The organism is Caballeronia grimmiae (assembly GCF_000698555.1).
GTDB lineage: Bacteria > Pseudomonadota > Gammaproteobacteria > Burkholderiales > Burkholderiaceae > Caballeronia > Caballeronia grimmiae.
In genome coordinates, this window is record NZ_JFHE01000011.1 from 151,697 (window position 1) to 168,191 (window position 16,495).

Sequence of the window (16,495 nt, forward strand, 5' to 3'; positions counted from 1 at the left end):
GCGCTACAACGATTGTCTGGTGACTATGTGCGCTAACAGCCGGTCGAAACAGCGACTATCCGGCTTAATAAAGGAGCAGCAGGCGCACGAGCGGGTCACCGTTCGACCGGCCTGCCCTCCGGGAAGGTCCCAAGGTCCATAAGAACCAAGCAAAAGGGATTGCCATGACCAAGCACAAGACCAAACTTTCGATGCCGCGCCGTCAGGCGTTCCGCTGCAGCGGCCAGCAACTCGACGCCATCATGCGATTCGCCGAAGAGCGCAAGTTCGACGAACAGCCGCTGCAATGGGTCGTCGCGCAATATTGCCGTTCGCAAGCGAAGGCGGCCTGATTGCAGACTGAGTACCACTGAGCATGACGCCGGATCAGCGCTCCGACAGAATGCGCTGCTTGAGCACCCAGATCGCCGTGGGCACGGCGTAGTACGCACTTACGTTGCCGGTCACGAGCTTGCCGGTAAGCTGCACGCGTGCGTCTTCGGGCAGTTCGGCATCCACGATCTGCACCGTCGATACGTTCGACTGCGTCCCCGCGCTCGCAATGCAAAGAGGGCTCGAAAGCGCCAGAATCCATGCGCGGTTCGTGGCGGCGTCGGCCTGACGCGCAGCCTGGCGCGTGATCTTGCCTTCGAGCATCACGATGTCGCCGTCGCTGAAGCAAGGCGCCGCCCATGCTGAGCCCGCCGCTGCCATAATGAGCAGACACACCCACGCACACGCTTTCGCTGTCATGCGAGCCTCGTAGAAAGCGCATTCGAGTCGACGCGCTGTGGCCTGAAAAGACGCCCACCCACTTTAGGCGATTGCCGATAGGGTCGCAACCCGGACAAACTTCGAAAACGTGCCGCGCCGGGCGTACGTGCGGGAACGCACGTTGCTGTCTCTTCTGATGATTCCTACACCGCGTACTCATGCGAGCGTCGCGTCGTTCGATCAAGGAAGCGACGCTCGCATCGACGATACGCGCATACACGCGGACGGAGACGACGATGAATCAGGCGACCAATCAGGTGATCGTGGGCGTATTTGCGTCCTATCGCGACGGACACGAGGCGCTGCGCGCGTTGCAACATGCCGGACTTTCGCGCGACGACGCGCATCTGTACCGCGCCGGGCCGAACGATGTCGATTTCGACGCCTTTCCGCTGCCCTCGCACGAAGAGGACGAGGCGGAATACATCGCACATGGCGAACATCAAGGGGTAATCGGGGCGCACAACCGTTTCGTTTCCCGCGACCCGCAGCCGACACGGCCGCCGGGTCCCACGGAAAACGACGATGCCGTTCGGCAGCGCACGCTGCTGGTCATCAGGATCACCGAACATATCAAGCCGGGTCCGATCGGCGACATGCTGCATGAGCATGGCGCAGTCGCCGTGAAAGATGCGGCGGGCCATTGGCGCTTCTCGCCGTACAGGAGCGCGGCGCGCGCGTAATCCGCAGCGCGGCGCTTGGCTTCAATGCATGCGCCGCTGCGCTCGTTCGCTGCAGGCGGTATCGGTGTCTGCCGAGCAATCGGCTTCGGTATCCGCCGCCGCGGACGCTTCGTCAGCCTCTTCTCTCGCAAGGCGCATCGCCTCCTGCGCCGACGCAGCCCGCAAGGCCCGGCATTGCGCCGATCTACGAAACATTGCCAGCATACGGACGACTTCGCGTGGTCTCGTTCGCATCGCCGTCTCCTGATGAAGCGTTGAGAAACTACTTTAAGTGTAGGCGGCAAACGGCGGAAGAGAAAGCCCGAATCGCGCATGATCGGATGCAGCGTTCACGTTTTCTTTCGCTCATCGCGCCTCTTCGTCCACCTCCCCATGCACCCGCGTAAACGAACCGTCTAGTTAATTTCACCATCGTGACGCTCGCACAACAGGCCGAGAAGTACTTTACTGCCGCCTTGCCAGCCGCGCTCGATGTCCGCAGAATGGAAGCAACGGATTAATTAAAGCCGTTCTTCATTCATGGCAGCGGACGGGCGGACAGTCGATGGCAACCCTGGAAGGCAAAGCGCGGTTTCGGATCGATACCGACAACACCGGCGCCGGCATCGCGATCATGGTTCTGACGACCGCCACCTTCGCCGCCAGCGACTCGACCGTCAAGCTGATCGGCGCCGCTGTCCCGCTCATCGCCCTGCTGTCGGTGCGCTACCTCTTCCAGATGATCGTGCTCGGCGTCTGGGAAGCGCGGCGCGGCTCGTTCAGCCTCTTTCGAACCGACAATGCGAAATTGCAGATTGTCCGCGCGCTCCTGCTGCTCACGAACTCCGCCTGCACCTTCGCCGCGCTCCGTTATTTGCCGCTTCCCGTGACGACATCGCTTGCGATGCTCGCGCCGCTCATCTCCACGCTGCTCGCCGCGCTCGTGCTGAAAGACCACGTGCCGCGCAGCAAGTGGGCGATGGTCGTGATCGGCTTCATCGGCATGTTGATGGTGGTGCGGCCGGGCGGCAGCGGATTCACGTGGACCGTGATTTTTCCGATCGCCTCGGCGACCTCGTTCGCGTGCTTCCAGGTCGTGTCGAGCCATCTGTCGCGCGTGGATGACGCCGCCACGACGAACTTTCTGACCGCGCTCGTCGCGACGATCGTGCTGTGCGTGGCCGTGTGGGCGGATCAGGCGCAACTGCTGCCAGAAATTGCGCGCGTGACTGCCGCAAGCTGGATGCTCGTCGCGTTCATGGCGACGATGGCGACCGTCGGCCAGTTGCTGATGCTGCAGGCGTTGCGCCGCGCTCCGCTATCGGTGCTGACGCCCTTTTCCTACGCGCAGCTCGCCTTTGCATCGTGCTTTAGCTGGCTGCTTTTCGGACAGGCGCCCGACCTTTGGATGGCGATCGGCATGTGCGTGATCGCGGCGAGCGGTATCGGGACGGTGCTGATGCACGGCCGCAAGGCGGTCGCGGTTTGAACGCTGCCGCGCGCTGCGCACGGCCCGAAGCACGCGGATAGCGGATCAGCGCGATGCTTGCGCCGCCTGAGCCTGGCCGGTACAGAGCCAGTGCACGTCGACATCGAGCGCGCTGGCGATGCGATTAAAAGCGTGGAGCGGCGGGACGGTAATGCCGCGTCGCCAGAATTGCACGTCGTCTTCGCTTACTTCGACCCATTTCGCGGCTTTGGCGGAACTGACGTTCGCGCGTTGCATCGCCCGGTCGAGGCGCGCAGCCATGGCGCGGCGCAAGGAATTATCGTCGTGACTGCGTTCAAGATGCCCAATGGTGAAGGTATGTCGGCCCATCTGTTTCAACTCTCTCGATTTATATATTTGGCCGTTCAGTGCCGGCTCGATTTGCTCCACGAATCGTACGAAATAACAGTGACGAACGAATGACAGCCCTGTTCTTTCGTTGAATCATGCACTTATTGCAGTGCGAGATTTTTCAAGATAGGGGGCACAGCGTCAAGTGGGGATAGACCGGATCTCGTGCCCGCCGCCCTAAGTGTTTACCCGCTGCAAACGTAAAACGCTTTATTGTCAAGGGTTTATCGAACGTTCGTACGCGCAGCGTCTCGCTCGGCAGAATCGCAAGCAGGACGCGCGGTTGCGTCATATCCATTGACTGCCGTTGAACCGAAATTAGACAGAGCAATGCCGCCGCCAAAATAAAGCATTAGAAATGGCGATTGACACGCGTGTAACTTTCTCTAAAAATCGATTCTTCGCTGCACCGCAAAATTCACCGATTTTCTTAAAGAGGCATTTCAATGGAATCGAGCACGAGCAGTCTTGCGCCGGAGAATCTACTTGCATCGCAGAAGGCAGGATTGGACGTCAGTTTCGGTCTTGCATCGCGCGCGGTCGAAGGCTTTGAAAAGCTCATCGATTTGAATGTGCGCACTTTCAGGACAGCACTCGCGGAGCATCAGGAATACGTGACGAAGGCTTTCTCCGTCCGCGATCCGAAAGAATTCTTCGCGCTTCAGAACGCGCGATTCCAGGCGAACGCCGAGAGTACGCAGGCGTACTGGCAGCAGGTCGCCGACGTTGCGACGGGCGTGCGCGGTGTCTATCTGGAGGCCGCGCAGGATCAGATCGGGAAATCGCAACGCAACGTTCAGGCGTTCGTCGACAGCATCGCGAACGGTGCGCCGGGCAGCAACGCGGTCGTGTCGGCGTGGAAGCAGGTCATCGATACGGCCACGCAGTCCGCGAATTCGGCGTATGAAGCCGCTCGCGCCGCTGCGCGCCAGGTCGTCGAAGCCGCACAGGACGATGCAGCGAGCGCAGCGAATGCCGCCAGCACCGCCAGTGCAGCGACGCCGCCCGCCGTTCGCGCGGTATCGACGAAGGCTACGAGCGCAAAGAAGTAAGAACGCGTTACCGTTGAAAGGCCGTCAGCACGAGTTCGTGCGAGCGGCCTATCCACACGGCCGAGTCGCGATGATCGCGCAAGTCATCGCCGGTATTCGGATGCATGAAAATATCCAGCGCGCCGTGATTGACGGCCAGCCATTCGAGCATCGAAGCGAGCCGCTCGCTCCCGAACGCCAACTGAAACGACCATTGGGGATGCGGCCCGACCGGCCGTTCGTGAAAGCGCCCGAGCCGCAACACGCCGCTTTGCACGTCGATCGCGAACCGCTCCGCGATCAGTTCCCTGAGTTGCCACGCGGCATCGCGGCTGGCGGCGTCGAAATAAACGTGCGCGTGCCAACTGCTTATCGTGGGCGTTTCCATCGTTTCATCCGTTCGCGCATGATCGAGACAGCGACCATTCTAGCGAAACGCCGCTAATACGCCCCGCCGCCGCTACCGGACGACGGCCGGCTCGACGACGCGCCTCCGCCCTCCGTCTGACACCCCGCGAGCGTTCCACCAAGCAGCGCGACGACCGCCGCGACGATGATTGCGAGCTTCATGTCCATCTCCGAAAGTTAGCGACGTTCAATAAACGCGTCGCCGGAGCGCAATATTCCGCATGCTAGACTACTGTACATGCGTACAGTTCCAGAGCCCGCCTACACTGTCGCCGTGCGCGCGCTGTGCGAATTCACCGCGAAGCAAGGCGATCTCGACCTTCGCTTCACGCCCACGCCGACCGCACAGGAAGGCGTCGCCGGTCACCTGACCGTGACTGGGCGCCGGCCCGACGGGTATCAGAAGGAAATCACGCTGTCGGAAGACTACGGCCCGCTGCGCGTGCGCGGCCGGGCTGACGGCTACGATCCTGCATCGAACCGGCTCGAAGAGATCAAGACGCATCGCGGGAAGCTGGAGTCGATGCCGCAGAACCATCGGCATCTGCATTGGGCGCAGGCGCGCGTCTACGGGCATCTGATGTGCCGCAAGCTCGCGCTGGAATCCATCGACATCGCGCTCGTTTATTTCGACATCGTCGCGCAGACGGAAACCGTGCTCGTCGAGACGCAATCGGCGCTCGCGCTCAAGGAACATTTCGACGCGCAATGCGAGCGGTTCATTGCGTGGGCGGAGCAGGAGGTGCAGCACCGGACGGCGCGCGATGCCTCGCTCACGGCGCTCGCTTTCCCGCACGCCACGTTTCGCCCCGGACAGCGCGCGCTTGCCGAAGGCGTGTATCGCGCGGCCATGTCTGGGCGATGCCTCGTCGCGGAAGCGCCGACGGGCATCGGCAAGACGGTCGGCACGCTTTTTCCGCTGTTGAAGGCGTGGCCCGCGCAGCAGCTCGACAAAATATTGTTCCTGACCGCGAAGAGCGCAGGCCGCCAGCTCGCGCTCGATGCGCTGACGACACTCGGCGCGTCGACGCAACGGCCGCTGCGGGTCATCGAACTGGTGGCGCGCGACAAGGCGTGCGAGTATCCGGACCGCTCGTGTCACGGCGATTCGTGCCCGCTCGCACGCGGCTTCTACGATCGCCTGCCGGCGGCGCGCACCGCTGCGCTGGAACGTGCGCAGTTGCATCGCGCGTCGATTGCGGAAGTGGCGCGGGAGCACGCCGTCTGTCCGTACTATCTGAGCCAGGAATTGTCGCGCTGGGGCGACGTGATCGTCGGCGACTACAACTATTACTTCGATACCAGCGCGATGCTGTTTGCGCTGGCGGAGGCGAATCGCTGGCGCGTGGCCGTGCTCGTCGACGAGGCGCATAACCTCGTCGATCGCGCACGCGGCATGTATTCGGCGACGCTCGATCAAGCCACGTTCAACGCCATGCGCCGCACCGCGCCGGCGGCGTTCAAGCGCACGCTGGCTCGCGTGGCGCGTGCTTTCAGCGACACCAGCCGCGAGCAGAGCGCGGCGGGCATCGAATACGCGGCGCACGACGAGCCGCCCGCCAAACTTCTGAACGCGCTGGGCCAGGCGGTATCGGCGATGACTGAAACGCTTGCCGAGCAGCCGGACGTTTTCACGCCCGATGTCTTGCGCTTTTATTTCGACGCCGTGCAGTTCACGCGCATCGCGGAGCGGTTCGGCTCGCATTCGCTGTTCGACATCGCGCCTTCTGGCAAACGCAACGCCGTGTTCTGCCTGCGCAACGTGATTCCCGCGCCGCATCTCGCGCCACGCTTTGCGCGCGCCCACAGCGTCGCGCTATTTTCCGCGACGCTCACGCCCGCGCACTTTTACGCCGACATGCTCGGCCTGCCCGCGACGACCGTGCGCATCGACGTCGATTCGCCTTTCACCGCGGACCAGCTCGACGTGCGGGCGATCGCGAACGTATCGACGCGTTTTCGGGATCGCGAGCGCTCCGTGGACCGCATCGCCGATCTGATCGCCGGGCAGTATGCGCGTGCGCCGGGCAACTATCTGAGCTTCTTCAGCAGCTTCGACTATCTGACGCAAGTCGCGTCGGCGGTGGCGGAGCGGCATCCGTCGATACCCTGCTGGCAGCAGTCCCGCGCAATGAGCGAGGCCGCGCAACAGGCGTTTCTCGCGCGCTTCGAGCCGGACGGGCGCGGCATTGGCTTCGCGGTGCTGGGCGGTGCGTTCGGCGAGGCGATCGATCTGCCGGGCACGCGGCTTATCGGCGCGTTCGTCGCGACGCTCGGGCTGCCGCAACTGAACCCCGTGAACGAGCACATGAAAGCGCGCATGCACGATGCCTTCGGCGAAGGCTACGCGTACACGTATCTGTTTCCGGGCTTGCAGAAGGTGGTGCAGGCGGCCGGGCGCGTCATTCGCGGGCCGCAAGATCGCGGCGTCCTGTTCCTGATCGACGATCGCTTCGCCCGCGCCGAGGTGCGGCGGCTCTTGCCAGCCTGGTGGAACGTGAACATCGTTCGCGAGCGCGAGGCGGCGGGCACTCTCCTTGCTGAATAACGGCACCCCAAAAGCCTGCCGCGCGAGAAGCCCAGGCCACACATAAGGAGAAGCCATGTCCACCACCGATCAACCGCTGCGGCAACCGGAAGCGGGCGACGCGCTCGAAATCCTCACCGCCGATCATCGCGCCGTCGAACAGCTTTTCGACGCGTTCGACCGTGCGCCGAAAGACGATCTCGAACGCAAGTCGACGCTCGTGCAGCGCGCGTGCGAACTGCTGACGATTCATGCGATCGTCGAAGAGGAACTGCTCTACCCCGCCGCCCGCGAGGCGTTCGGCAAGGACGACGAGAAGATCGACGTCGAAGAAGCGTACGTCGAGCACTTTCTCGTGAAGACGCTGATCGAGAAGTTCACGCAGCTGCGCGCCGGCGACGAAGGCTTCGATGCGACTTTCCGCGTGCTGAAGGAAAACGTCACGCATCACGTCGAAGAAGAGGAAACCGAGCTGTTCAAGGAAATTCGCAAGGCCGGGGTCGATCTGGTCAAGCTGGGCGCGAAGATCGAAGCGCGCAAGACCGAGTTGCAGAACCGCATCACCGAAGTCGCGACCGCGACGACGCACTGAATCACACCGCAAGATCCGGTGCGTGTGAGCCGCGCTTTTGCCGCACAGTGACGGCGAGACTCACACATCGGCCGGAGCATTCATGAAAGCGACTGGAAACGCGCTCGCATACGATGCGGGCGCGGATATCGTCGAACGCGTCGATGCGCTCGACTGGACGGATATCGAAACGCAACTCGGCTTGCAAGGCTCGGCCATTGCGCCAGGCTTGTTGTCCAGCGATGAATGCGTGGCGCTCGCGTCCTCGTATGACGACGACGCCTTGTTCCGCAGCCGCATCGTGATGGAGCGGCATAGCTTCGGGCGCGGTGAATACAAGTACTTCTCTTATCCGCTACCCGCGCTGATCGACGACGTGCGCGGCGCGGCGTACGCGCATCTCGCGCCGATTGCGAATCGCTGGAACGAAGCGATGCACGTCGACGTACGCTTTCCGCAGGACCATGCGGCCTTCATCGAACGATGCCACCGCGCGGGACAAACACGCCCGACGCCGCTTCTTCTTCGCTACGTCCCCGGCGATTTCAACTGCCTGCATCAGGACTTATACGGCGAGCACGTTTTTCCGATTCAGATGGCGATTCTGCTTTCCGCGCCCGGACGCGAGTTCACGGGCGGCGAATTCGTGATGACGGAGCAGCGCCCGCGCATGCAGTCACGCGTGGAAGTGGTGCCCCTGGCGCAAGGCGACGCGGTGTTCTTCGCGGTGCATCAGCGGCCCGTGAACGGCACGCGCGGGGTGTATCGCGTGAACATGCGGCATGGCGTCAGCCGCCTGCGCGCTGGCCGGCGGCACATGCTCGGCGTGATCTTCCACGACGCGCGCTGACGCTTACTCGTTCTCTTCGAAGTAATGCCCGAAGCGCGTCTGCTTCGTCTTGATGTAGCGTTCGTTTTCCTCGCGCATCGGGATGGCGAGCGCCACTCGTTCACTGACCGGAATGTCATGGCGCAGCAGCGTATCGAACTTCGACGGGTTATTGCTCATCAGCCGCACGGATCGGACGTTCATCGCGCGCAGGATGGCGGCGGCTGAGTCGTATTCGCGGGCGTCGTCGGGCAGGCCGAGGTGCAGGTTCGCATCGACGGTATCGAGGCCCTGTTCCTGCAGCGCATAAGCGCGAATCTTGTTTGCGAGGCCGATGCCGCGCCCTTCATGCCCGCGCAGATAGAGCAGAATGCCGCGATTCTCGGCGGCGATATAGCGCAGCGCCAGGTCGAGTTGCTCGCCGCAATCGCAGCGATATGAGCCGAACACATCGCCGGTCACGCATTCAGAATGCAGCCGCGTGAGCACGGAGTCGCCGTTGCTCACATCGCCCATCACGAACGCGATGTGCTCGACATCCGTTTCCTTCACGCGATAGACATACGAGCCGAAGGTGCCATAACGCGTCGGAATGGTGGCGGTAGCGACCAGTTCGACGTCCGCGCATTCGGCGCATTCGCCGAAGCGGTGATCAGTGTCCTGCACGGCAAGCGTTGGAGAAACGGTTTTCATAGTAAATCAGCGAGTCCATGACGCCGGGTGCGACCCGGCACGTCATGGTAAAGCCCATCGGGAAAGTTTGCAGATTGTCGCACGGCGCGCGTCCGCTTTACCCGTTGCCCCGCTGATGGCCTCGATTCACGCCGGGTTCTCGAAAGTGCCGGGACTGTTGTCCGTTGCGCGCCATTCGGGCTTGCGCACCGGATCGGCCTTTTGCAACGCGGCGCGCAGGGCGGCGGCGTCGAGATCGGCGGTATAGACGGGCGTGGCCGGCTGCTGACGCCAGGAGTCGTCGAGCTCGCCGGCATCGACCGCATCGAAGCCGATTTCGTCGATCAGCTTCATCACGACGCTCTTCGCGCGATGATCGTCGCCCGCGACCGGCAGCGCGATGCGTCCCGCCGTGCCCGCCGGCTTGCCGTTCTCGCGCAGATGCGCCGCGTAGATATTGTTGAACGCCTTCACGACAGGACGCCCGATCTGCTGCTCGACCCAGCGGCTTTCCGGCATGCCCTTCTCGATCGGCTCGATACGTCCGTCGCGCTGCTGCGGATAGTAGTTGCCGGTGTCGATCACCACGACGTTCGCCGGCACGCCCGCGAACAGGTCCTTTGGCAAGCCGGGCACTTTCGCTTCCGGAATGGTCACGACGACGACTTCCGCGCCCTTCACCGCATCGCGCGCCTCGACGGCGACCGCGCCGGTCGTCCGCTCGACGTCGCGCAGCGAGTCCGGCCCGCGTGAGTTCGCGATGCTGACGTCGTGCCCGGACTGCGTGAAGCGCTCAGCGAGAACCTGTCCGATGTTGCCTGCTCCAATGATGCCGATCTTCATAAACCCTCCGTGAATTAAGCGCCTACCTGGCTACGCAAGCGCAGTGCCGCCTCAGGGAAAACGCGGCGAATCGACGCCATAGCCTGGATCAATTACAATGATAAAATCAATCCATTTTCAAGGATTGATAGTTTTAGTTCATACTTCATTCACTTCTTCAACACCACTCCAAGAGGAATCTGGTAATGCCGATCATCAACAGTCAAGTTAAGCCGTTCAAAGCAACCGCCTACCACAACGGCGACTTCGTCACCGTCACCGACGAAAGCCTGAAGGGCAAGTGGTCCGTGTTCGTGTTTTACCCGGCTGACTTCACGTTCGTTTGCCCGACCGAACTGGGCGATCTGGCGGATCGTTACGAAGAATTCAAGAAGCTCGGCGTCGAAATCTACGGTGTGTCGACGGATACGCACTTCACGCACAAGGCATGGCACGACACGTCGGAAACCATCGCCAAGATCAAGTATCCGATGATTGGCGACCCGACGCTCGCGATCTCGCGCAACTTCGACGTGCTGATCGAAGAAGAAGGCCTGGCCCTGCGCGGCACGTTCGTGATCAACCCGGAAGGCGAGATCAAGCTGTGCGAAGTGCACGACAACGGCATCGGCCGTGACGCTGGCGAACTGCTGCGCAAGGTGCAGGCTGCGCAATACGTCGCATCGCATCCGGGCGAAGTCTGCCCCGCCAAGTGGACGCCGGGCGCCGAAACGCTGACGCCGTCGCTCGACCTCATCGGCAAGATCTAAGTCTCGGTTTTCACAACGAGCGCATCACGAATCCGCCGCACCACTCGCGGCGGATTCGCCTCCTACGCCTTCGGTACGGCGCCTTGCGCCGCGCCGGAGCGCGTCGCAAGAACGCCAAGAACAACGTCACGGAACGGACAACGCCATGCTGGACGCCAACCTCAAGAATCAGTTGAAAGCCTATCTGGAAAAGGTCAGCCGGCCGATCGAGCTCGTCGCCTTCCTCGACGACAGCGACAAGTCGCACGAGCTCAAGAGCCTGCTCGACGAAATCGCTTCGCTGTCCCCGCGGATCAGCGTCGTCGAGAAAGGGGATGCCGCTGCGCGCCGTCCGTCGTTCACGATCGGCGAGCCGGGCAAGGCCGCGAGCATCCAGTTCGCGGGCATCCCGATGGGTCACGAATTCACGTCGCTCGTGCTGGCGCTGCTGCAAACCGGCGGCCACCCGATCAAGCTCGACGACGCAACCATCGAGCAGATTCGCAATCTCGATGGCGACTATCAGTTCGAAACGTATTTCTCGCTGTCGTGCCAGAACTGCCCGGAAGTCGTGCAGGCGCTGAACGTGATGGCGATCATCAATCCGCGCATCAAGCACGTCGCGATCGACGGCGCGCTGTTCCAGAACGAAGTCGAGGAACGCCAGGTCATGGCCGTGCCGACGATGTTCCTGAACGGCGAGAGCTTCGGCCAGGGCCGCAGCGGCGTGAAGGAAATCCTCGCGAAGCTCGATAGCGGTTCGGCGGCCCGCGCGGCGAAGGAACTGGAAAAGAAGCCGGTGTTCGACGTGCTGATCGTCGGCGGCGGCCCCGCTGGCGCGGCTGCGGCGATCTACTCGGCACGCAAGGGCATCGCGACGGGCGTCGTCGCGGAACGCTTCGGCGGGCAGGTGCTCGACACGATGGCGATCGAAAACTTCATCTCCGTGCAGGAAACCGAAGGACCGAAGTTCGCGACCGCGCTCGAGCAGCACGTGAAGAGCTACGACGTCGACGTGATGGACGTACAGCGCGCCGAAAAGCTGGTGCCAGGCCGCATCAACGAAGTGCATCTGGCGAGCGGCGCGGTGCTGAAGGCGAAGGCCATCATCCTCGCGACGGGTGCGCGCTGGCGTGAAATCAACGTGCCGGGCGAGCGCGAATATCGCGGCCGCGGCGTGGCGTACTGCCCGCACTGCGACGGCCCGCTGTTCAAGGGCAAGCGCGTCGCGGTGATCGGCGGCGGCAATTCGGGCGTCGAAGCGGCGATCGATCTGGCGGGCGTGGTGTCGGCGGTGACGCTGATCGAATTCGGCGCGGAACTGCGTGCCGACGCGGTCCTGCAGAAGAAGCTGCGCAGCCTGGCGAACGTGACCATCGTCACCAGCGCGCAGACGACCGAAATCACCGGCGACGGCAAGAAGGTCAACGGTCTGACCTACACCGACCGCGTGAACGGCGAAAGCCATCGCGTGGACCTGGAAGGCGTGTTCGTGCAGATCGGCCTCGTGCCGAACACCGAATGGCTCAAGGGTACGGTGGAGTTGTCGAAGCACGGCGAGATCATCGTCGATGCGAAGGGCGCGACGTCCGTGCCGGGCGTGTTCGCCGCGGGCGACGTGACGACCGTGCCGTTCAAGCAGATCGTGATCGCGGTGGGCGAAGGCGCGAAGGCATCGCTGGGCGCGTTCGATCACCTGATCCGCGCATCGGTCGAAGAGGAAGAAGCCGTGGCTGCGTAAGCGGCATCGGAAGCGCAGTCATAAAAAAGGCGAACGGAGCGATCCGTTCGCCTTTTTCTTTTTCTTTGCCGGTGCAAGTCACGGCGTGCTGGAAGACTTCGGCTCCAGCACGAGTGGAAACGTCACTTCGAACACGCTGCCGTACCCTTTCGACGACTGGAAGCGCAGTTCGCCATCGAGCGCGCGTGACAGTTCCTTGACGATCGCGAGGCCGAGACCCGCGCCGGGGATATCGTCGGCGGCGGCGCGCTCGAACTCCTCGAACACGCGCTCCTGATCCGCCTCGCCGATCCCCACGCCCGTATCGGCGACGCGCAGACGCCAGCGATCGCCCGGCGCGACGCTGATCGACAGTGCGATTTCGCCCGACGTCGTGTACTTGATCGCATTGGACAGCAAGTTCAGCGCGACCTGCTTGACCTTCAGCCGGTTCGACACCACCGCGCTCAAGCCCGCGTCCAGATGCCCGACAAGCGTGAGCCCTTTTGCCTCGGCCGCCACGCGCGACGACTGCATCAGCTCGTCATAGAGGGCGATGAGATCGACCGATTCGACCGTCAGGATGGAATCGTCGTTGAGCACCTTCGAGTATTCGACCATTTCGTCGACGAGCGTCGCCATGTCGCCGATCTGGCGGTTCGCAAGCGCGAGCGCCGTATCGCGCCGGGTCGGCGAGCGCGCGGCCAGTTGCAGCGCCGTCGAGAAAACATTCAGGAAATTGCGGAGGTCGTGCGCGACGCGCCGTGTGATCTGCATGCGTGTTTCGTATAGCTCGCTGATCAGCTTTTGGCGCAGCGTCAGTTCGTGATTCGCGTGCTCGAGCATGCCGGTGTATTCGTCGATCTTGCGATCGCGCTCGCTCACGGCTTCGCGGATCGACGTCAGCGTGACGAAGCTCAACACTTCGTCGGTCGTGAGGCGCGCGTGCTCTTCGTCGATGCGGGACAAGTCGTCGTGAGTCGACGCATATTCGCCGATGGCCGACAGCAACACCTGCCGGAAAGCGTCGAGCTCGCGCACCAGCTCGTCGATGCGATAGCCCTGCTGCAAGCGCCATTGTCCATGCAACCGCGCGTCGGCTTCGAGCGAGCGTGCGCTATCGACGGCGCCGGGCGACTCGAGCACCGAGCAGATTTCATCGAAGATGCTCGGCAAATGATCCGCGAGCTGACGGTACGTGAGCTGGTCCGCGTGTTCGACTTCGGAATCGCCGAACACGAGAGTCATCCATCGCTCGGTGAGTTCGGTTTGCCGGTGGCGCAGCGCGGCCACGAGACCGCTCATGCCGCCGGCTGGGGTGTCGCTCATGTGCGATGCTCCGATTGCTGTGCGCCGGAGAGGGCGCGCATGACGCTGATCTGTTATGCGGCAACAAAGGTCGATTCGACCGCATGCCGCTTCAAACACCACGGCAGTATAGGCCGACACATCCCGCGCGGCGTATGTCCGACCGTGCTGTTCGGGCATTGTTTTTCTTGATCGCGGCGGTAGCGGTATTCTTTACGCGGACACGATGGCAGGAGCAGCCATGACGACAGCATCCGGCTGGCAAGCAAAGCAGTACAGTCTGTTCGAAGCCGAACGCACGCGGCCCGTGCGCGATCTTCTCCACGGTGCGCAAGGCGCGCCCATTCGTACAGCGGTCGACCTCGGCTGCGGTCCCGGCAATTCGACTGAAGCGCTCATCGCGTATGCGCCTGAAGCGAGCGTCATCGGCATCGACAATTCGCAGGACATGATCGACGCCGCGCGCAAACGCCTGCCCCGCGTCACATTCGAGCTTGCGGATATCGCTGCGTGGGACGACGCCGGACCGTGCGATCTGATCCTCGCGAATGCGTCGCTGCAGTGGGTGCCGGGTCACGACATGCTGCTGCCACGGCTCGTCGCTAAACTCGCGCCCAACGGACGGCTCGCCATCCAGATGCCCGACAACCTCGACGAGCCCGCTCACGTTCTGATGCGCGAAGTCGCGTCGGACGCGCGGTGGCGTGAACGGCTGCAGGGTGTCGAACGCACCGCGCGCTTTTCGGCTGAGTGGTATTACCGGCTGTTGAAGCCGCATTGCATGCGCGTCGATGTGTGGCGAACCACTTATCACCACGCGCTCGACGGCGGGATCGACGCGGTCGTCGAATGGTTCAAGGGCAGCGCATTGCGGCCCTTTCTGGCGAAGCTCGACGCGGGCGAACAGGCGGACTTTCTAAGTCAATACCGATCCGCGCTGGCCTCCGCTTACACGGTTCTGGACGACGGTTCCGTGCTGCTGCCGTTTCCGCGCCTGTTCATCGTCGCGACGCGGTGACAACGCTCATTGCGGACGGCCGGTTTCGCGCAGCATCTGCACGAACTGCCGCGCCGCCGGCGACAGTTCGCCACCCTTTCGCGTGACGACACCGTACGTCTGCGACTTTGATTTCATGCGCACGGGCAAGACGCGCAGCATGCCGTGCCGCTCGAACACGCGCGCGACGCTCGCGGGCAGAATCGACACCAGTTCGGGACTCTCCTGCAGCAACGTCACGGTGACGAGCGGCGACGCCGTCGAGATGGGATTGGCGGGCATCGGCAGGCCGGCCAGGTCGAGTTCGCGCTCGAGCAGCGCGCTCATCGGCAGATAGCTTGGATACGTCACCCAGCGATGGTTCGCCAGTTCCGCGAAGCCGATCTCGTTCACGCCCGGCTCCGCATGACTTCGCCCGACGACGATGCTGAGCGGCTCGTCGGTAAGCGGCTGATAGTGATACTTCGACGGCTGATCCGACACGCTCGCGCGCCCGATCACGAGGTCGACACGGCCATCGTCCAGCATCACGAGCATGTTGGCGCTGGTGTCCTCGATGATCTCGATCGCGAGGTCCGGATGCTTCGCGTGCATCTTGTTGACGATTGGCGCGACGATGCCCGGCACCGCGCCCATGATCGTGCCGACCGACAGCCGCCCGCCCGTGCCCGCGCGAATCTGCGCGACCTCCTGGCAGAGCGCGTTGAGGTCAGCGGCAAGCACGCGCGCGTACCGGATCACGCAGCGGCCGAACGGATTCGGAATCAGCCCGCTTTTTGCGCGCTCGAAAAGCGGCGCTTCGAGCATCGATTCCAGTTCCGCGAGCGCCTTGCTCGCGGCGGATTGGGTCATCGCCATGGCGCTGGACGCCTTGTGCAGCGACTTGTGCTCGTCGAGCGCGATCAGCAATTGCAGCTGCTTCATGCGCAGCCGGGACATCAGAATATCGAGCGAACTTTTCATCATGCGGCGCTGCGGGGTGATTCCGAAAAGCGATCATGCGATGGAAAGGTTTCACTATACAGGCGGCGTCCTCGCGCCGTATAGTCAGGACAGCGCCCTGCTCGTCACACATCATACGAGTCGGCGAACCATTCACAAGAGAGACGAGACATCATGCAACTCACAGGCAATCTGCTCATCGGCCAGCAATCCGTCTATGGCGCGAACGGCTCCATCAAGGCCGTCAACGCATCGACGGGCGCGGCCATCGAACCGGCTTTCGGCGGCGCGACCCTCGACGACCTCGACCGCGCCTGCGCGCTCGCCTGGTCCGCATTCGACGTGTATCGCGAAACCGCGCCGGAAGCACGCGCGAAATTTCTGGAAGCGATCGCGCAGAACATCCTCGATATCGGCGACGACCTGATCGAGCGCTGCATGATCGAAAGCGGCCTGCCCCGTCCGCGTCTCGAAGGCGAGCGTGGCCGCACGGTCGGCCAGTTGCGCATGTTCGCTGAAGTGGTCCGCAACGGCGATTACCTCGGCGTGCGCATCGACCCGCCGCAGCCCGAGCGCAAGCCGCTGCCGCGCGTCGATCTGCGCCTGCGCTACATCGGCCTCGGCCCGGTCGCCGTGTTCGGCGCGAGCAACTTCCCGCTGGCGT

At 63.0% G+C, this 16,495-nt stretch carries 19 protein-coding genes; 11 read left to right on the plus strand and 8 right to left on the minus strand.

What is annotated here, in order from left to right:
* Window positions 1-164 precede the first annotated feature (164 nt).
* Complete coding sequence (locus BG57_RS33040) at window positions 165-332, plus strand: hypothetical protein (protein WP_160174734.1); 168 nt, start codon at window positions 165-167, stop codon at window positions 330-332.
* A gap of 34 nt (window positions 333-366) precedes the next feature.
* Here the strand turns inward: BG57_RS33040 and BG57_RS14560 are convergent, their stop codons facing one another.
* Window positions 367-732, minus strand: coding sequence for a hypothetical protein (locus BG57_RS14560; protein WP_035964750.1), 366 nt, complete (start codon window positions 730-732; stop codon window positions 367-369).
* A 179-nt stretch (window positions 733-911) separates the two neighbouring features.
* On the opposite strand from BG57_RS14560, the gene BG57_RS14565 reads away from it, so the two are divergent.
* Together BG57_RS14565 and BG57_RS14570 are read left to right on the plus strand one after the other, a co-directional pair.
* Window positions 912-1,436 carry a hypothetical protein gene (locus BG57_RS14565; RefSeq protein WP_229753858.1) on the plus strand — a complete coding sequence of 175 codons (525 nt, stop codon included), beginning with the start codon at window positions 912-914 and terminating at the stop codon, window positions 1,434-1,436.
* Window positions 1,437-1,980: 544 nt separating this feature from the next.
* Window positions 1,981-2,904 carry a DMT family transporter gene (locus tag BG57_RS14570; protein WP_035964760.1) on the plus strand — a complete coding sequence of 308 codons (924 nt, stop codon included), beginning with the start codon at window positions 1,981-1,983 and terminating at the stop codon, window positions 2,902-2,904.
* A 45-nt stretch (window positions 2,905-2,949) separates the two neighbouring features.
* On the opposite strand, the gene BG57_RS14575 is transcribed toward BG57_RS14570, so the two are convergent.
* Window positions 2,950-3,294, minus strand: coding sequence for a helix-turn-helix domain-containing protein (locus BG57_RS14575; RefSeq protein WP_229753857.1), 345 nt, complete (start codon window positions 3,292-3,294; stop codon window positions 2,950-2,952).
* A gap of 407 nt (window positions 3,295-3,701) precedes the next feature.
* Between BG57_RS14575 and BG57_RS14580 the strand changes: the two genes are divergently transcribed.
* Window positions 3,702-4,307: a phasin family protein gene (locus tag BG57_RS14580; protein WP_035964774.1), complete on the plus strand. Its 606-nt coding sequence runs from the start codon at window positions 3,702-3,704 to the stop codon at window positions 4,305-4,307.
* Between the two features lie 7 nt (window positions 4,308-4,314).
* On the opposite strand, the gene BG57_RS14585 is transcribed toward BG57_RS14580, so the two are convergent.
* Window positions 4,315-4,674, minus strand: a complete 360-nt coding sequence (locus tag BG57_RS14585) for a DOPA 4,5-dioxygenase family protein (protein WP_035964782.1) — start codon at window positions 4,672-4,674, stop codon at window positions 4,315-4,317.
* Between the two features lie 53 nt (window positions 4,675-4,727).
* Window positions 4,728-4,856, minus strand: coding sequence for a hypothetical protein (locus BG57_RS34140; RefSeq protein WP_268237942.1), 129 nt, complete (start codon window positions 4,854-4,856; stop codon window positions 4,728-4,730).
* A gap of 76 nt (window positions 4,857-4,932) precedes the next feature.
* Here BG57_RS34140 and BG57_RS14590 point away from each other — a divergent pair, with 76 nt between their 5' ends.
* The 3 genes from BG57_RS14590 to BG57_RS14600 all read left to right on the plus strand — a co-directional run bounded on the left by BG57_RS14590 (window position 4,933) and on the right by BG57_RS14600 (window position 8,642).
* Window positions 4,933-7,242, plus strand: a complete 2,310-nt coding sequence (locus tag BG57_RS14590; protein WP_035964787.1) for an ATP-dependent DNA helicase — start codon at window positions 4,933-4,935, stop codon at window positions 7,240-7,242.
* Between the two features lie 55 nt (window positions 7,243-7,297).
* Window positions 7,298-7,813 (plus strand): hemerythrin domain-containing protein, encoded by a 516-nt coding sequence (locus BG57_RS14595; RefSeq protein WP_035964793.1) that lies wholly within the window; start codon window positions 7,298-7,300, stop codon window positions 7,811-7,813.
* An 82-nt stretch (window positions 7,814-7,895) separates the two neighbouring features.
* Window positions 7,896-8,642: a 2OG-Fe(II) oxygenase gene (locus BG57_RS14600; RefSeq protein WP_035964803.1), complete on the plus strand. Its 747-nt coding sequence runs from the start codon at window positions 7,896-7,898 to the stop codon at window positions 8,640-8,642.
* A 3-nt stretch (window positions 8,643-8,645) separates the two neighbouring features.
* On the opposite strand, the gene ribA is transcribed toward BG57_RS14600, so the two are convergent.
* Both ribA and BG57_RS14610 read right to left on the minus strand, forming a co-directional pair.
* On the minus strand, window positions 8,646-9,314 hold the full coding sequence (gene ribA / locus BG57_RS14605; protein ID WP_035964806.1) for a GTP cyclohydrolase II: 669 nt from the start codon (window positions 9,312-9,314) through the stop codon (window positions 8,646-8,648).
* 126 nt (window positions 9,315-9,440) lie between these two features.
* On the minus strand, window positions 9,441-10,136 hold the full coding sequence (locus tag BG57_RS14610) for an NADPH-dependent F420 reductase (protein WP_035964810.1): 696 nt from the start codon (window positions 10,134-10,136) through the stop codon (window positions 9,441-9,443).
* A gap of 185 nt (window positions 10,137-10,321) precedes the next feature.
* Between BG57_RS14610 and ahpC the strand changes: the two genes are divergently transcribed.
* Window positions 10,322-10,885 (plus strand): alkyl hydroperoxide reductase subunit C, encoded by a 564-nt coding sequence (ahpC, locus tag BG57_RS14615; RefSeq protein WP_035964812.1) that lies wholly within the window; start codon window positions 10,322-10,324, stop codon window positions 10,883-10,885.
* 145 nt (window positions 10,886-11,030) lie between these two features.
* Window positions 11,031-12,605, plus strand: a complete 1,575-nt coding sequence (gene ahpF / locus BG57_RS14620; RefSeq protein WP_035964814.1) for an alkyl hydroperoxide reductase subunit F — start codon at window positions 11,031-11,033, stop codon at window positions 12,603-12,605.
* A gap of 78 nt (window positions 12,606-12,683) precedes the next feature.
* Here the strand turns inward: ahpF and BG57_RS14625 are convergent, their stop codons facing one another.
* Window positions 12,684-13,913 carry a sensor histidine kinase gene (locus tag BG57_RS14625; RefSeq protein WP_052005814.1) on the minus strand — a complete coding sequence of 410 codons (1,230 nt, stop codon included), beginning with the start codon at window positions 13,911-13,913 and terminating at the stop codon, window positions 12,684-12,686.
* Window positions 13,914-14,133: 220 nt separating this feature from the next.
* Between BG57_RS14625 and tam the strand changes: the two genes are divergently transcribed.
* Window positions 14,134-14,910: a trans-aconitate 2-methyltransferase gene (tam, locus tag BG57_RS14630; RefSeq protein ID WP_035964823.1), complete on the plus strand. Its 777-nt coding sequence runs from the start codon at window positions 14,134-14,136 to the stop codon at window positions 14,908-14,910.
* A 6-nt stretch (window positions 14,911-14,916) separates the two neighbouring features.
* Here tam and BG57_RS14635 read toward each other — a convergent pair whose 3' ends face one another.
* Window positions 14,917-15,852 carry a LysR family transcriptional regulator gene (locus tag BG57_RS14635; protein WP_035965033.1) on the minus strand — a complete coding sequence of 312 codons (936 nt, stop codon included), beginning with the start codon at window positions 15,850-15,852 and terminating at the stop codon, window positions 14,917-14,919.
* 153 nt (window positions 15,853-16,005) lie between these two features.
* Here BG57_RS14635 and BG57_RS14640 point away from each other — a divergent pair.
* Window positions 16,006-16,495 (plus strand): aldehyde dehydrogenase family protein (locus tag BG57_RS14640; RefSeq protein ID WP_035964833.1); only part of this gene is annotated, 490 nt, incomplete at its 3' end.

Bases quoted from the DNA above. Each gene is read 5' to 3' on its own strand.
- BG57_RS33040 (WP_160174734.1), top strand. From the start codon at position 165: ATGACCAAGCACAAGACCAAACTTTCGATGCCGCGCCGTCAGGCGTTC.
- tam (WP_035964823.1), top strand. From the start codon at position 14,134: ATGACGACAGCATCCGGCTGGCAAGCAAAGCAGTACAGTCTGTTCGAA.
- BG57_RS14610 (WP_035964810.1), bottom strand. From the start codon at position 10,136: ATGAAGATCGGCATCATTGGAGCAGGCAACATCGGACAGGTTCTCGCT.
- BG57_RS14570 (WP_035964760.1), top strand. From the start codon at position 1,981: ATGGCAACCCTGGAAGGCAAAGCGCGGTTTCGGATCGATACCGACAAC.
- BG57_RS14635 (WP_035965033.1), bottom strand. From the start codon at position 15,852: ATGAAAAGTTCGCTCGATATTCTGATGTCCCGGCTGCGCATGAAGCAG.
- BG57_RS14600 (WP_035964803.1), top strand. From the start codon at position 7,896: ATGAAAGCGACTGGAAACGCGCTCGCATACGATGCGGGCGCGGATATC.
- BG57_RS14595 (WP_035964793.1), top strand. From the start codon at position 7,298: ATGTCCACCACCGATCAACCGCTGCGGCAACCGGAAGCGGGCGACGCG.
- BG57_RS14590 (WP_035964787.1), top strand. From the start codon at position 4,933: ATGCGTACAGTTCCAGAGCCCGCCTACACTGTCGCCGTGCGCGCGCTG.
- BG57_RS14565 (WP_229753858.1), top strand. From the start codon at position 912: ATGCGAGCGTCGCGTCGTTCGATCAAGGAAGCGACGCTCGCATCGACG.
- ahpC (WP_035964812.1), top strand. From the start codon at position 10,322: ATGCCGATCATCAACAGTCAAGTTAAGCCGTTCAAAGCAACCGCCTAC.
- BG57_RS34140 (WP_268237942.1), bottom strand. From the start codon at position 4,856: ATGAAGCTCGCAATCATCGTCGCGGCGGTCGTCGCGCTGCTTGGTGGA.
- BG57_RS14585 (WP_035964782.1), bottom strand. From the start codon at position 4,674: ATGGAAACGCCCACGATAAGCAGTTGGCACGCGCACGTTTATTTCGAC.
- ahpF (WP_035964814.1), top strand. From the start codon at position 11,031: ATGCTGGACGCCAACCTCAAGAATCAGTTGAAAGCCTATCTGGAAAAG.
- BG57_RS14625 (WP_052005814.1), bottom strand. From the start codon at position 13,913: ATGAGCGACACCCCAGCCGGCGGCATGAGCGGTCTCGTGGCCGCGCTG.
- BG57_RS14580 (WP_035964774.1), top strand. From the start codon at position 3,702: ATGGAATCGAGCACGAGCAGTCTTGCGCCGGAGAATCTACTTGCATCG.
- BG57_RS14560 (WP_035964750.1), bottom strand. From the start codon at position 732: ATGACAGCGAAAGCGTGTGCGTGGGTGTGTCTGCTCATTATGGCAGCG.
- ribA (WP_035964806.1), bottom strand. From the start codon at position 9,314: ATGAAAACCGTTTCTCCAACGCTTGCCGTGCAGGACACTGATCACCGC.